We start from the raw sequence: 14664 nt of genomic DNA, 5'->3' as shown, positions 1-14664 counted from the left end.
GCATGACCGCCGCATTCGACGCCGTCATCGAGATCCCCAAGGGAAGTCGCAACAAGTACGAAATCGATCACGAGACCGGTCGCGTCTACCTCGACCGCGTGCTCTACACCGGCTTCGTCTACCCGGCTGACTACGGCTACTTCGAGGAAACCCTCGGTGAAGACAACGACCCGCTCGACGTGCTCGTGCTGCTCGACTACCCCGTGTTCCCCGGCGTTGGCATCAAGGTTCGCCCCGTCGGCGTGCTCAAGATGCTCGACGAGGCAGGCGGCGACGACAAGGTCATCGCTGTGCAGGTGAAGGATCCCCGCTGGACCCACATCCAGGACGTCGAGGACATCCCGGAGTACACCCGCAAGGAGATCACCCACTTCTTCGAGCGCTACAAGGATCTCGAAGAGGGCAAGTGGGTCAAGGTTGACTCGTGGGGCTCCGCGGCAGACGCTGAAAAGCTCATCGTTGAGGCGCAGGAGCGCCTCGCTGCACAGGGACACTGAGGCTAGACCCTGTGGACGTACGCGTCTTCGACGATCCGGCTGCCCTCGGGCGCTTCGCTGCGGAGCAGGTGCTCGACGCGATCGCGGCCCAGCCCGACGCGGTGATTGGCCTGGCAACCGGGTCGTCACCCCTCGCGCTCTACAGCTCATGGGCTGAGCTCGCCCGCGAACGAGCGCTCGACATGTCACGTGTTCGCGGTTTCGCGCTCGACGAGTATGCGGGCATCGACGCCGACCACCCCGAGAGCTATCACTCAGTCATCACGGGAACGGTCGTGGAGCCAATCGGCCTCACACCCGAGCTCGTTGATGTGCCCTCGGCAGAGGCTTCTGCCGAGGCAGCCGCCGCCTACGAGGCCGATATCTCGGCCGCGGGTGGCGTGGACGTGCAGATTCTGGGGATTGGCCGCAACGGGCATCTCGGGTTCAACGAGCCCGGTTCTGCGAGTGATTCGCGCACCCGGCGGGTGCAGCTGTCAGCTGAAACCATCGCTGACAACGCGCGGTTCTTTGATTCCGAGGCCGATGTGCCGACCGAGGCGATCACCCAGGGCCTCGGCACCATCATGGAGGCGCGCAAGCTCGTCATTCTCGCCATTGGCGAGACAAAGGCAGCTGCGGTCGCCGCCGCTATTCAGGGGCCGGTCACCGAGAACGTGCCCGCGAGTTTCGCGCAGCTGCACGACAACGTGGTCTACATTCTCGACACCGCCGCGGCTTCGAAGCTGCGGTAGCCCTTCAGCTCCAATCGCACCGAGGCATCTCGCCTCACGCAGTGTGGGCCCGTGGATTCTTCCGCGGGCCCACACTGCATCCTCAGCGCCCCGATTAATTCAACCCGACCCTTGCGCGGGGCAAGAACGGGTCGGACTGGATTAATCGCGGGTGTGAGGGCGCGAGTGCGGCGGCTTCCGAAGGTTACGTGTTCTTCACGATTGAAGGAGCAGACCTCAGCGATGACGAACGCTCAAATGCCATGACCTCAGCGAGGTCATGGCATTTTTGCTGCCAAACACTCATGACTTCGCTGAGGACATGTCTGTTGAGCGAGCCAGAGTGGGCAGGTTTCGCGTTGGCGAGTGTATGGCGATAGCAAAACTGCTTCGCTACGGTGCCTCCTACCGACGTTCGCGGTTGCGGCTGCCGCGGGCGCTTCGCGCCCTTGCCTCGAGAAGCAGAGGGGCCCGGGCCATGTGCGTTTCGCAGCTCCCGAGGCGCATTCGTCGGGCCTGGTGGTTGTGGCCTTCCAGCGAGTCGGGCAATGCCGCGCTCCTCAGGTTCCTCGCCGACCCGAATAATCCAGACCGACCCTTGCGCGGGGCAAGGACGGCTCGGACTAGATTAATCGGGGGTGTGGGGACGCGAGTGCGGCGGCTTCCGGGCGCTGCGTTACGCGGTGAGCTGCATCGTCGTCAGGCAGGTCGGGGAATCTTCGTGCGTCTGGACGCGAGTCTCCGCGGTTCCCTGCTCGCCCACGATGCGAACGTCGAACTCGCCGTCACGCGGCAGCCAGACACCAACAAAGCCGTTGTCGGCCGTGACCGTGATCTCGCTCGTGACAACCTCTCCGGACTCAGCGTCGGTGATCGTGAGCTCAATCGGAGTGTTGCGCAACTCGCCGAGGCAGGTCGTGAGGCTGTGGAAGGAGCACGGGTGCGTCTGGTCGACGTAGGGCGCTATCGACAAATAGAAGCCGGCATCGCTGAGCGGCAGCGAAATGTCACCCGGCTGCAGCACGACCTCGTGCGGCTGTACGGATGCAACAAGCGTGTCGGGGCTCGGGCGGCTCGCGATGGGCAGCGTGTCGAGCCCCTCGACGAGCGCCTGCGGATCGCTCGTGTCGATTCCGAGCGCAGCGATCTGCTCGAGAGCGGCCGGCGGCCCTGCTTCCTCCTCGGCGGGTGCGGAAGCGCACCCGGTGAAGAGGAGTGCTGCGGCGGCGAGCAGCGGAACGAGTGCAGTGCGTATACCCATACTGGGTACCTTGGCAGAGCGAGCCGAGCTTTTCCTGGACGCATGCTGAGCATGCGCACCGGGCGGCGTGCCGAGCATGAGCGCCGAGCCGCGTGCCGAGCATGCACGCCGGCCAGCGTGCCGAGCACGCGTGCAGAGCACGTGGGCACGAGGGTCTCAGCAGGCTCGGCTCACGGGCTCCGTAGTCTGCCCTAAAACCACGAAAGGGCACCACCCGAGCCGGATGGCACCCTTTCGATTAAGCGTCGCTTAGGACAGCTTGCGGATGTTCACGGCCTGCGGGCCGCGAGCGCCATCCTCGGTGTCGAACTCTACCTGCTGGTTCTCTTCGAGGTCGCGGCGTCCGCTTCCTTCGATTGCGCTGAAGTGCGCAAAGAGATCTGCTGAGCCATCGTCTGGTGCGATGAAGCCGTAGCCCTTTTCGCTGTTGAACCACTTAACGGTGCCGGTTGCCATGAGAGCATTCCTTTGTGATGCGGAGCCGCCAAGAAATGGCAGCTCGTAATGGTCGCGCGAATGCGCGATTTTGAACTTGTATCAGCGGGACAGCCCGGGGAAACACACCAGCGGCTGTGAGACACTGAGGCGAAGCAATCGGAAAGAAAGCGCCGATATGAGTAACCCTACCGCACTACCGCCTAAAACGCTGCTGAAGCAAATTTCGTGATGATTCCTTAACTTTTGAGTTTTCCTTGAGTTACCTCATACGCAAGGCCAGACGGCCCTCTACTCACGTTGCGTCTCCCCTCACTCCGGCAGTGGCCGCGCATGTCGGACGAGGCCGCTACCGTTAACCTGTGCCCCCGATTCGAACTTCCGCCGCTCTCCCGACTCGGTGGTGCCTCCTGGCGCGCGGTGTGGCTGGCGGCCTCGTGGCTGTGCTGATATCCGCAGAGGGAACCGAGATGCAGCGCATCCAGGTGTCCGCAACGGAACTCGGCGTGTTCGTTGCGGAGCTCGAGCTCGCCGAGTCACCCCGATGGGTTTGGGCAAGCACCGCCGATCTCTATCCCGGGCTCCTTGCCGCGGGAGTCAAAGTCGCGAGATGTCACGATCTCCGGCTGTGTCATCAGATACTCAGCAACTCAGCGTTCGTCACCGAGCCCGGGCCACTCATGGCGGCCTCCCACTGGGTGAGCGATGCGTCGGTGCCAGAACCATCCACCCCGGGCAGATTCCCGACGCTCTTCGACATTGAGGCCCCTGCGGTCACGCAGCACGCCCCCGAGTCGGTCGATGAGGCGGTCAGCGAGTTTGCGCGCCAACGCGAAGCTGTCAAAAGCTCTACCGAGCCGGGGCGACTATCGCTTCTGCTCGCGGCCGAATCCGTGGGGGCGTTGGTCGCCGCCGAGTTGTCGTCGGCCGGCATTCCTTGGGACACAGCCGAGCACGATCGCATCCTGTCGGAGGCGCTCGGCCCGCGGCCGGCAACTTACGACGCGAAACCCGCAAAACTCGCCGCAGCCGGCACGGCAGTGCGCGAAGCTCTCCGGGACCCAAACGCAGCTCTCGACTCGCCCCCGAAGCTCCTTCGCGCGCTCCGCGCCGCGGGCATTGACGTCGCGTCGACGTCGCAGTGGGAGCTCGCTGAGCACACGCATCCTGCGCTCGCGCCGCTACTCACCTATAAGAAACTCGCGAGACTACTTTCTGCCAACGGATGGGCTTGGCTCGATGAGTGGGTGCATGACGGGCGCTACCGCCCGGTCTACGTGCCCGGCGGCGTCGTCACAGGACGATGGGCCTCAAGCGGCGGCGGCGCGCTGCAGCTACCGCGACAGCTGCGGCCCGCGCTGCGAGCTGACCCGGGTTGGAAGCTCATCATGGCGGATGTCTCACAGCTTGAGCCCCGCGTGCTCGCTGCGATCTCCGGCGACGAGGCGATGGCGCGCGCGGGTCGCGGCCGCGACCTCTACTCCGGAATTGTCGAGAGCGGATCGATCGAAAGCCGCGCCGACGCAAAGCTGGCCATGCTCGGCGCGATGTACGGCGCAACGTCCGGCGACAGCGGCCGCTTAGTTCCGCGTCTGCGCAGGGTGTTCCCTGCGGCGATGCGCCTCGTTGACGAGGCCGCGAGCATCGGCGAGCGCGGCGGCACCGTCAGCACCTGGCTGGGCAGGTCGTCGCCCCCAGCCGAACCAGAATGGCGTGAGGTGCAGTCAGCTGCCAGCCTGCCGGGAGCCACCCGGCGCGACGAAGACGTGGCACGGCGCACCGCACGCGATCGTGGCAGGTTTACGCGCAACTTCGTGGTGCAGGGCACAGCCGCCGAGTGGGCACTCGCCTGGCTTGGAGAGATTCGCCGCAGGCTCACCTCGTTCCCCCCGGTGTCCGAGGCACAGGCTGCCTATGCCTCGGGCCCTGGATTTTCACGGGTCCCGCACCTTGCGTTCTTCTTACACGACGAGATCATTGTTCACGCGCCGGAGGAGCACGCCGAGGCGGTCGCGGAGATCGTCCGTGAGTCTGCCGACACCGCGGGCAGGATCCTCTTCGGGCACACTCCGGTCGATTTCAGGCTCGACCTCCGCGTCGCCGACCGCGCAGCGACCGAATAGTACTCAAGTCTGACTGCGGAGATGGTCAAGCCCCTGACACCGTTGTAGACTCCTGTCACATCGCTGAGTGGTCATCCAAAACATTCAGCATCATCCCGTGAATGCGCCACTGCGCGCAGATCAACACCGATCTAGGGGATAAGTTACATGCGCGCTAAAGAGCTTGATACCCTACTCGGCCACGTGCGCGCGCAAAAGTCAGTCCGACTGGTGGCCGGCCGCGAGTTCGGCCGCACTTCGTTGCTCAACGAACTCGAAGCCGCGCTCGCTGCCCTCGGCTTTTCTGTCGCTCGCGTCGCGGGTGAACCCTCGCTGTCAGAGCTGAAGTATGCGGCGCTCCGCGAGACCCTCGTGCCTGCCGACCGCCTGCACCAGCAGGCCACTCCGAGTGAGGTGCGCGACGTGATCGCGATCGAGCTCAGCCGCACCCCCAACACCGTGATCCTCATCGACGATTCAGAGTGGCTTGATCTCCCCTCCGCGCAAGCACTCGCGCCGCTCTTTGAGCGAAGCAATATCTCCGGGGTGTTCGTCAGCGCCCCCTTCCAGCATCTGACCTCGACGCAACGGGTTGTCTCACACGTGCTGAAGGCCGAGGCCCGGGTAGAACTGAAGGCGCTGAGCTTTGAGCAGGTTGGAGTGCTCGCGGAATCGCTACTCAGCGACGCAGTGAGCCCCGAAATTACCTCCGAGATCTTTTCGATGTCGTCGGGGATCACCGGAATCGCGGCAGACATCATTCGTGCGGCGCAGTCCACTAAACAGATCCACCAGAACGCGAGTCGGTGGGTATCAACGAAGCGTCGCCTGTGGAACCCGCACCTTGAGGAGACCATTGAGCGGCTGATCGCTCCGTTGCCGGACGCTCCGCTCAGGCTGCTTCATGCGCTCGCGCTCGCGGGGAACCTCACCGCGGAGCAGGTGCACGAATTCGATCCGGACTCGGCGGAGGCGCTCACCAGGAGCGGCCTCATCACGACGTTCAAGGATCCGCACGGGCAGTCGCGCATCTCACCTCGGCCGGCCCTCATCACCGACTATTTCCGGCAGCGGCCGATCGACCTGCTGCATCTCTCGGCGGCCGGACTTCTCGAGCAGCTCTCGCGTGCCGAGACATCGAGCACCCGAAGGCCCGAGCGCCCGCGTCTGCGGATCGACACCCAGGCACAGCACTCAGACACCCAGGAAACGCATAACGCGGGTCTCGCCCGCTACCTGCGCGAAGAGACTGAGCAGCGCCTTGCGCTGTCGTCGCGTGACTGGCGGCGGAAGCAAGACGCTCCGCGCGCGATCGCGTACCTCGACGCGCTTGTACAGTCGGGCGGTTACACCGCCACGGCCACGGAGGTGCTCGAGCACACGCCGTCTGAGACCGCGAGTGCGGAAGACCTGTTGCAGCTCGCACTCCACGAACAGATGCTCCAGACTGAGCAGTCGCCCCCGAGTTCGCGGCACGCAGAGGAGCTGCGCTTACGCCATCCCGACTATGCTGCGGGGCTCGACGCCTACAACATCTACACCGTGTTCTCGGAGCAGGGCAAGGGCGAGGTCGTCGACAGCTGGCTGGCCACCGCGGGCGAGGACCCGGTGGGTTTCAGTGCCACCGTCGCCGCCTACATTCGGACAGCGACGGGCGAGATTCTCCCCATCTCTCTGTTCGACGAGCTCCCGAATACGCTGCCGCTGCAGCGAGTCATTGCCGAGCAGGCGCGGCTCATCACGCTCGTGCGCCACGCGGCGCTCGAGGATTCGATCGAGGCGCTTCTCGTTGACCCGTTGAACCTCATGCCAGGCGACGACCCCCTCCCGTTTCTCGTCGACTCCTACGTGCGCTCTCAGCTCCTGCTCTCGCTCGGGCGAGTCTCTGATGCCCGCCGGATTCTGAGCCAGGCCCTCTCGATTGGCGATCTCGACCTCCGTTACGCGGTGCTCTACGCCGCGATGCTCAGGTGGTCGGCGTTCCTGCACCACCGCGACGGACGCGTTGATATCGCCCGGTCCCTGCTTGTCGAAAGCCGGAGCTACGCAGGCCTTCGCGGCCCGATGCCCGGCATGCGCGCGGAGTTCGGTGACGCGCTCGAGGTGCTGCTCTCGGGAGATCGCCGCACGGCCGGGCAACGCTTCTTGCAGGAGGCACGCGAGTGCTACGATCGGTCGTTCCTCGACGCATGCTGGTCGTCGCTGCGGTTTGCGTTTCAGCTGGACCCCAACGAGGCCTCGCTCGAACTCATGGAGCAGCTGGGGCGCCACCCTGTCTACGCATGGGCCACCCAGCTCGCCGCGTTCGCGCGGGCCGCCATGCAGCAGGACCCCAACATCATTCTCCACATCTCGCGGCTTTCGGGGTTGCCCGAACTGGCGAGTGCCGCAGATTTTCTCGAGGATATTGAATTCTCGAATCGGGATCAGGGCATTACGTCGACTCCGGAGTACGCGCGCGCGGTCGACGAGGCCCGCCAATCGTTCCAGGTCTTCCGCGAACCGCTGAGCCGTGTCGTGTTTATGAAGCGTCAACCGGCCGTCGAAACACTCACTCCTCGCGAGCTCGAGATTGCACCGCTCACGGCAACGTTGAGCAATCGAGAGATCGCCGACAGGCTCACGCTGAGCGTGCGCACCGTCGAGAACCATATTGCTCGCTCGATGAAGAAGCTTGGGCTCTCGTCACGCACTGACCTCAGCACGGCACTGTCGAGTGTTGCGAAGGCCGCATCGGGGATCGCGCCAGAAGCCACGTAACGGCACATCCGGCTGAGCAGTGGCACGCAAGCTACTCCACGGCCCCTAGTGCGCGCGTAAAAACACTCTGTTCCCAGGTGTTTACGGGCTCGAACCCACCTGAGCCACTACGCAAAGCTGCAGTGCGGATACCCAACATCGCTGATTCCGGTGCCCTGTCGGCATTCCGGGCCCGTATCGTTCTTGACAGCCCCCGTTGTACCAAACGGCGGCTCCTCACCCGCATCAACGATGACATACCTTCCCCCAAGTTCGGTATAGCGGTGAGAGAGGTTTGGTGTGTGGGGAAGGGCTTCCCCCCTATCGCTTCCCCCAAATATTGCGACTCCCCACACACCAAACCGTTCCCCCTCGCGGCTCGCACGCGGCGAGCTAGGTTCCGGCAAGCACAGCGTGGCCCGAGGAAGCTCCCGCTCAGCCGAGCCCGAGCTCGGGCGCCCCCAAGCCATACTCGTGCCGCAGCGCCGAACGCGCCGCGTACCACCCGGGCAGGCCGTGCACCCCCGGGCCGGGGGCCGCAGAGGACGAACACAGGTAGATGCCCGGCGTTGGCGTGCGCCACGGGTCCGCAGCCAGGACAGGCCGTGCGGCCAGCTGCCCCAGCGAGACCTCCCCGGCGCTGAAGTCCCCTCCGACATAGTTCATATTGTGCTCGCCGAGCGCGGCAGCCGTGGTGACACGGTGCCCGACGATACGATCCCGCACCCCCGGCGCAAACCGCTCGATCTGCGACAGCACTGTCTCCGTCACGTCGACCGTCGATCCCCGCGGGACGTGCGTGTAGCTGGTCACGGCGTGCAGCGGCGCCGGGTTTCTGTCAGCGTCCCACGCGGCCGTCTGCGTCAGCAGCACGTAGGGCCGTGCCGCGTGTTTGCCGCGTGCCACCTGGCGCTCGGCCACCGCGATCTCGGCCCGTGTACCGCCCAGGTGCACGGTCGCCGACTGCGCGACCCGCTCGTCGCGCCAGGGAATCGGGCCGTCGAGAATCAGGTGCAGCTTCGCGGCCGCGTTGCCGTAACGGAATTTCCGCAGCCGCCGCGCATACCTGGCCGGAAGCATGTCGCCCGCAATCTGTGCCAGTGCCCGCGCGGAAGTATCGAACAGCTTCACCTCGAAGCCGCTGAGTTCGCGTACGTCCGCGATCGCCCTTCCCGTTTCGATGCGTCCACCGTGCACCAGCAGGTCGGCGGCGAGCGCGTCGGTGATCGCCTGCGACCCGCCAACGGGCACGGGCCAGCCACTCGCGTGCCCGAGCGCCCCGAGCACGAGCGCAACCCCGGCGTTCGCGAGCGCGGGCATCGGCCCGACGTTGTGCGCGGCCACCCCGGTGATGAGCGCGGGAGCCGACGCCTCGCGGAAGCGCTGGTTCCAGAGCGGCGAGCCCTGTTCGAGCGCGCGAGCGGCGAACACGGCCGCGGCGCGCAGGTCCCCCGGCCATCTCAGCAGGGCACCGCCGAGCGACAGATCAAGCATCCCGTCAAGGCTGCTAAGGATCGGCCGGTAGAACCTCTCGTAACTGGTGCCGTCTCGCCCGAGCTCGGCGGCGGTTCGCCCGAGGTCACGGTAGGCGATCGCGGCGCGGTCGCCCGCCGAGCCGTCGAGCGGGTGTGCGTAGGAGGCGTCCGGCACGACGAACTCGACTCGACGCTCGAGCTCGAACTGCCGAAAGAACTCCGTCGCGAGCGCCATCGGGTGGATCGCCGCGCAGACATCGTGGCGCACCCCGGGCGTGACGAACTCGGTGGTGCGCGATCCACCGCCGATGGTGTCGTTCGCCTCAAACACCGTGACCGGGATGCCGGCCCGCGCGAGCGTGACCGCCGCAGCGAGACCGTTCGGGCCCGAGCCGACGACGGCCGCGCCACTTGAGAACTGCATAGTTCCAGAGTGTAGCGCGGCCGTCGCTTTGGAGATCCGTTAGGCCCTGCGGTACTCCGCGGTGATCGGGCATTCGAACGGGTCGCGAGCGGCGAGGCCCACCCGGTTGAGGTACTCGATGACGATCGCGTACGAGCGCAGCAGCGAGGTCTCCGTGTAGGGCACCCCGAGGGTCTTGCAGTGCTCGCGCACGAGCACGCGCACCTTCGAGAGGTTCGGGCGCGCCATGTTCGGGAAGAGGTGGTGCTCGACCTGGTAGTTCAGGCCGCCCATGAGCGTCGTTGCCCACCAGCCACCCTTAATGTTGCGCGAGGTGCGCACCTGCTTGGAGAAGAAGTCGAGCTTCGCATCGTGGGCGATGACGGGCATGCCCTTGTGGTTCGGCGCGAACGATGCACCCATGTAGACACCAAACACGGCGAACTGCACGCCCATGAAGGCGAACGCCATCCCGAGCGGCAGGAACATGAACACTGGCACGAGGATCACGACGAAGCGCGCGGCGATGATCGACAACTCGATCCAACGCCCCTTGATCGGCTCGCGGCGGAAGAGGTAGACGAGGCTGTGACGGTGCAGGTTCAGGCCCTCGAGGGTGAGCAGCGGGAAGAACAGCCAGCCCTGGCGCTGCGTGATGAAGCGGAGAAGCCCGCGCGCCTTGACGGCGTCTTCCTCGATGAAGGAGATCGTGTCGATCTCGATGTCGGGATCCTTGCCGACCCGGTTCGGGTTCGAGTGGTGGCGGGTGTGCTTCGAGTCCCACCAGGCGTAGCTCATGCCGATGCTCGCGGCGAGTACGCGCGCGAGCCGGTCATTTGCGGGGCCGGTGGAGAGGATCTGGCGGTGCGCGGCCTCGTGTGTGAGGAACGCGATCTGGGTGAACAGCAGCGCGAACGATGCGGCCATGAGCAGCTGGAACCAGCTGTCGCCGAGCAGGATCGAGCCGGTGATCGTCGCGGCAAGCCCGAGGGTGATGCCGACGCCCACGAGCGCGTAGAACCAGGGGGTTCGGGCGTACAGGCCGGTCTCGCGCGCGACCTGCGAGATGCTCGAGTATGCCTTCGCCACGGGGGGAAAGTCTTCGGCGCGGGCGCGAGTGAAGCGCAGCGGACCGAGGCCGTCGAGTGTTTGAGGAGCGCTCGTCATGATCGGCACCTATTCCCGTTCCGAGCCACTCCAGGAGCTGCTCTGGTCAAGCCACTGGCATTTGCCGATCGCTGGCCTCAGCGTATCCGGCCACCTGTACCGCAAGCTGCATGTACCAGGTTCCGGCGCGCAACTCGCAGGTTACGGACTGGTGGCCGCCGCGGCTCCCGTGAGCATCCGCCAGAGAGCTGCGCGGCGCTGCTCCACTGATTCGGCTTCGCCGTACAGCAGCTCAACCTGGATGCTGTCGACGACGCCGAGGTACGCCTGCGCGAGGTGATCCCGCTCGGCGTCGCCGAGGTGCTCGGGCAGCCCTGCGCGGAACAGCGAGTCCACTTCCGCGAGGAACGCGCGGTAGTGGCGGATGATTGACTCGCGGATCGCGAGCGGCGGCGCGTAGGCGGTGCGCAGCAGAAACCTGAGGCTCGCTGCCATGCGGTACCTGTCGGTGACGCGTTCGAGGTACACGCCACCCGGCAACGCGCCGCGATCCTCAGCAAAGCACAGCACAACGAACTCGCGTTCCGCACTGAGAGACATGTCGAGCGCGGCGGAGACGAGCTCGTCTTTGCCGGTGAAGTGGGAATAGAGGGAGGCCTTGCGCATCCCGGCCATACGTGCGATTTCGCCGAGCGAGGATCCGTCATAGCCGCGATCGGAGAGGAGTTCGAGGGCGGCAACGCAGACGCGCTCTGCAGCGGGGCTCAGCGACATAGTTTCCGTGTACTCCCTCACCGTGTATGCGCGCCGAGTTCGGCTACAACCGGGCTCGCCGTGCGCTGACACTAACGATAACAAGTGCGACGACCGCGGTGAGCGCCATGCCGAGCAACCAGGGCAGCGCGCCGCCAGGGACAAGCACCCCGGCCAAGGGGGTAGCGAGCGAGGAAATGATGAGTTGGAACGCGCCGAGCAGCGCCGCCGTGCTGCCGAGGTTCACCTCCTGCGAAGACATTGCGAGCGCCATGAGTGTCGCCTCGCTCATGCCGAGGCCGAGCAGGGCGACAAACATGCCCGCGACGATTCCCCACAGCCCGAGACCAGCCTGGCTGAGCACAATGCCGAGCGTCGCGCCGATCAGGATCAGCACCGCCCCGGCGACCGCCAGTTTTGCTGCGCCGAACCGTTTCACCGCACGACCGGCGAATACCGCGCCGAGGAGCACGGCAGTGCCCGTGCCGCCAAAGACGAGCCCGAAGGCGTCGGTGTCGAGTCCGTAGACGCCCTGATAGATGAACGTCGCGCCCCCGATGTAGACGAAGAGGAAAAAGAACACTGCCGACAGACCGAGCGCAGGCAACAGGAAGTGGCTGTCGCGGATGATCACGCCGTAGGCGCGGAGCACGCTCCCCAGCCGCAGGGATGAGCGCCCCGTGCGCGGCAGGCTCTCGGGAAGGCTCACGGTCGTGTTGATGAGCGCGACCGCGGCGAGCCCGGCGAGCACGAGGAGAACCGCACGCCAGCCCCACGCGGCGTCAATGAACCCTCCTGCCGTGGGGGCCAGGACTGGGGCGAGTCCCTCAATGGTCATGAGCAGCGCGAAGAGCTGTGCGGCCCGCGTTCCGCTCGCGCGGTCGCGCACCATGCTCATGGCGACAACGAGCGTCATCGCAGCCGCAAGTCCCTGCAGGAAGCGGGCGGCGAGCAGGATCGTGATCGTCCCGCTCATCGCCGCCCACACCGATGAAAGCAGGAAAACCGCGAGTGCGATCAGCAGCGGCCAGCGGCGCCCCACCGCATCGATGATCGGCCCGAAGAACAGCTGCCCGACTCCCATCGCCAGCAGGTACACCGTGAGGGTGAGCTGCCCCTGCGCGGTCGAAGCGCCGAGCTCGGACACCATCTCGGGCAGCGATCCGAGGTACATGTCGGTGCCGGCGGGGCCCAGGATCGTGACGAGGCCGAGCGAGATGGCGAACCAGAGACCTGCGCGCGGGAGGCGCTGATCGTGTGACATGGGTGTCCTTTTCCGTGGGGATCTCAGTGGGAGATCAATGAGAATTGACTACCTACCGTTCGGTAGCTGACCAAATATATACGCTCGATGCTCTCCCGCGCCACTCGGCTGGCTCTCCGGACTGACGGGCTACCGGCTGCGGGAGCCGCGAAGTCGCGCCGCGCCCCCACCGTGCGTTAGTGTTCGAGCGGACGCCGCGCGGCTGATGCGCCGCGCTGGCCACTCGCTGCGCGGGCCACTCGCGGGTCACTCCGCTTCCCGTTTTGCGACGCCGCAGCCCGCACCGGGCACCACGTCGCCGCCCACGATCTCCACCCGAAGGAACCGCATGTCACCCACCGCGGAACACACGCCCAGAGTCGATCCCGGCAGGGCCGCGCCGTCCGTGCTCCAGGCCGTGCGCGACCCTCGGATGCTGCTGCGCGAGGTGCTCGCGGGGCTCGTCGTCGCGCTCGCCCTCATTCCCGAGGCGATTTCCTTCTCGGTGATCGCCGGGGTCGACCCGAAGGTCGGGCTCTTCTCGTCGTTCATCATGGCCGTGTCGATCGCGTTCCTCGGGGGCCGCCCGGCGATGACCACCGCGGCAACCGGGGCCGTCGCCCTCGTGATCGCCCCGGTGATGCGCACCTACGGCATGGACTACTTCATCGCCACCGTGCTGCTCGCCGGAGTGCTGCAGATCCTGCTGGCGGTGTTCGGTGTCGCGAAGCTCATGCGGTTCATCCCGCGCAGCGTGATGGTCGGCTTCGTGAACGCCCTCGCGTTGCTCGTCTTCGGCGCGCAGCTCCCAGAACTCGTCGGGGTGCCCTGGGCCGTGTACCCGCTCGTTGCAGCCGGGATCATCATCATGGTGCTCATGCCGAAGATCACGAAGGCCGTTCCGGCCCCGCTCGTGTCGGTGATCATCGTCACGGCCGCCGCGGTGGTCTTCGCAATCAACGTGCCGACCGTGGGCGACAAGGGCGACCTCCCCGACAGCCTGCCCGAGTTCTTCATGCCGAACGTGCCGCTCACCTGGGAGACGCTCACGATCATCGCACCCTTCGCGCTCGGCATGGCCCTCGTGGGCCTCATGGAATCGCTCATGACCGCGAAGCTCGTCGACGAGATCACCGACACCCGTTCGAACAAGACGCGCGAGAGCTGGGCGCAGGGCATCGCGAACCTGCTCTCGGGGCTCTTCGGCGGAATGGGCGGCTGCGCCGTCGTCGGGCAGACAATGATTAACGTGAAGGTGTCGGGAGCGCGCACGCGTATTTCGACGTTCCTCGCGGGTGTGTTCCTCCTGCTCCTTATTCTGGTGTTCGGCGACGTGGTGGCAATGATCCCGATGGCTGCGCTCGTCGCCGTGATGATCATGGTGTCGGTCGCGACCTTCGACTGGCACTCGATCGCCCCGTCCACGCTCAGGCGTCTCCCCAAGAGCGAGACGCTAGTCATGCTCACGACCGTCGCCGTGGTGCTCGCGACCCACAACCTCGCAATCGGCGTGGTGGTGGGAGTGTTCGTCGCGGCAATGATGTTTGTGCGCCGCGTGGCCCACTTTGTGTCGGTGGATCGGGCAGTGACCGGCGAGGGCTCTCAGGCGGTGGCCCGCTACACCGTCACCGGCGAGCTGTTCTTCGCGTCGAGCAACGACCTCACGACGATGTTTGCGTACACGGCAGACCCAGATCTCGTCGAGATTGATATGGCGCAGTCGCACATTTGGGACGCCTCCTCAGTTGCCGCGCTCGACACGATCGTGACGAAGTACGCGCGGCTCGGTAAGACTGTCGAGCTCACGGGCATGAACGATGCGACGCGCAGCTTCCACGACAGGCTGTCGGGCGGGCTCGGCGGCGAGCAGTAGCCCGCGGGGCGGAGAGCAGGAGTTCGCCGGGCGTCGGCGGCGCCGCTACACAGACCGGTCCGC

The 14664-nt window shown here is 65.8% G+C and carries 11 protein-coding genes; 5 read left to right on the top strand and 6 right to left on the bottom strand.

What is annotated here, in order from left to right; genetic code table 11:
* Positions 1-2 precede the first annotated feature (2 nt).
* Together ACI1US_RS05965 and ACI1US_RS05960 are read left to right on the top strand one after the other, a co-directional pair.
* Positions 3-497, top strand: a complete 495-nt coding sequence (locus ACI1US_RS05965) for an inorganic diphosphatase (protein WP_461638968.1) — start codon at positions 3-5, stop codon at positions 495-497.
* A gap of 11 nt (positions 498-508) precedes the next feature.
* Positions 509-1231 (top strand): glucosamine-6-phosphate deaminase, encoded by a 723-nt coding sequence (locus tag ACI1US_RS05960; RefSeq protein ID WP_461638966.1) that lies wholly within the window; start codon positions 509-511, stop codon positions 1229-1231.
* A gap of 655 nt (positions 1232-1886) precedes the next feature.
* On the opposite strand, the gene ACI1US_RS05955 is transcribed toward ACI1US_RS05960, so the two are convergent.
* A complete protein-coding gene (locus ACI1US_RS05955) occupies positions 1887-2471 on the bottom strand; it encodes a CueP family metal-binding protein (protein ID WP_461638964.1) in 585 nt (194 codons plus the stop codon).
* Between the two features lie 249 nt (positions 2472-2720).
* Positions 2721-2927 (bottom strand): cold-shock protein, encoded by a 207-nt coding sequence (locus ACI1US_RS05950; RefSeq protein WP_042544966.1) that lies wholly within the window; start codon positions 2925-2927, stop codon positions 2721-2723.
* A gap of 341 nt (positions 2928-3268) precedes the next feature.
* Here ACI1US_RS05950 and ACI1US_RS05945 point away from each other — a divergent pair, with 341 nt between their 5' ends.
* Entirely contained in the window at positions 3269-5029 is a 1761-nt protein-coding gene (locus ACI1US_RS05945; RefSeq protein ID WP_461638962.1) for a bifunctional 3'-5' exonuclease/DNA polymerase, read from the top strand.
* 147 nt (positions 5030-5176) lie between these two features.
* Complete coding sequence (locus tag ACI1US_RS05940) at positions 5177-7768, top strand: helix-turn-helix transcriptional regulator (RefSeq protein ID WP_461638960.1); 2592 nt, start codon at positions 5177-5179, stop codon at positions 7766-7768.
* Positions 7769-8182: 414 nt separating this feature from the next.
* Here ACI1US_RS05940 and ACI1US_RS05935 read toward each other — a convergent pair whose 3' ends face one another.
* From ACI1US_RS05935 to ACI1US_RS05920, 4 genes are all read right to left on the bottom strand, one after another.
* Complete coding sequence (locus ACI1US_RS05935) at positions 8183-9646, bottom strand: phytoene desaturase family protein (protein WP_461638958.1); 1464 nt, start codon at positions 9644-9646, stop codon at positions 8183-8185.
* Between the two features lie 39 nt (positions 9647-9685).
* On the bottom strand, positions 9686-10792 hold the full coding sequence (locus tag ACI1US_RS05930) for a fatty acid desaturase family protein (RefSeq protein WP_461638956.1): 1107 nt from the start codon (positions 10790-10792) through the stop codon (positions 9686-9688).
* 141 nt (positions 10793-10933) lie between these two features.
* On the bottom strand, positions 10934-11506 hold the full coding sequence (locus ACI1US_RS05925; RefSeq protein WP_461638954.1) for a TetR/AcrR family transcriptional regulator: 573 nt from the start codon (positions 11504-11506) through the stop codon (positions 10934-10936).
* Positions 11507-11549: 43 nt separating this feature from the next.
* Positions 11550-12749 (bottom strand): multidrug effflux MFS transporter, encoded by a 1200-nt coding sequence (locus ACI1US_RS05920; RefSeq protein ID WP_461638952.1) that lies wholly within the window; start codon positions 12747-12749, stop codon positions 11550-11552.
* Between the two features lie 328 nt (positions 12750-13077).
* On the opposite strand from ACI1US_RS05920, the gene ACI1US_RS05915 reads away from it, so the two are divergent.
* Positions 13078-14601 carry a SulP family inorganic anion transporter gene (locus ACI1US_RS05915; RefSeq protein WP_461638950.1) on the top strand — a complete coding sequence of 508 codons (1524 nt, stop codon included), beginning with the start codon at positions 13078-13080 and terminating at the stop codon, positions 14599-14601.
* The last annotated feature ends 63 nt before the right edge of the window (positions 14602-14664 follow it).

The organism is Leucobacter sp. BZR 635 (assembly GCF_048061935.2).
Classification (GTDB): domain Bacteria; phylum Actinomycetota; class Actinomycetes; order Actinomycetales; family Microbacteriaceae; genus Leucobacter.
The sequence above is the reverse complement of the archived record's forward strand: the minus strand, read 5'-3'. Positions and strand labels throughout refer to the sequence as shown.

Coding starts and splice junctions, on each gene's coding strand:
- ACI1US_RS05930 (WP_461638956.1), bottom strand. CDS start 10,792: ATGACGAGCGCTCCTCAAACACTCGACGGCCTCGGTCCGCTGCGCTTC.
- ACI1US_RS05935 (WP_461638958.1), bottom strand. CDS start 9,646: ATGCAGTTCTCAAGTGGCGCGGCCGTCGTCGGCTCGGGCCCGAACGGT.
- ACI1US_RS05940 (WP_461638960.1), top strand. CDS start 5,177: ATGCGCGCTAAAGAGCTTGATACCCTACTCGGCCACGTGCGCGCGCAA.
- ACI1US_RS05925 (WP_461638954.1), bottom strand. CDS start 11,506: ATGTCGCTGAGCCCCGCTGCAGAGCGCGTCTGCGTTGCCGCCCTCGAA.
- ACI1US_RS05920 (WP_461638952.1), bottom strand. CDS start 12,749: ATGTCACACGATCAGCGCCTCCCGCGCGCAGGTCTCTGGTTCGCCATC.
- ACI1US_RS05950 (WP_042544966.1), bottom strand. CDS start 2,927: ATGGCAACCGGCACCGTTAAGTGGTTCAACAGCGAAAAGGGCTACGGC.
- ACI1US_RS05915 (WP_461638950.1), top strand. CDS start 13,078: ATGTCACCCACCGCGGAACACACGCCCAGAGTCGATCCCGGCAGGGCC.
- ACI1US_RS05955 (WP_461638964.1), bottom strand. CDS start 2,471: ATGGGTATACGCACTGCACTCGTTCCGCTGCTCGCCGCCGCAGCACTC.
- ACI1US_RS05965 (WP_461638968.1), top strand. CDS start 3: ATGACCGCCGCATTCGACGCCGTCATCGAGATCCCCAAGGGAAGTCGC.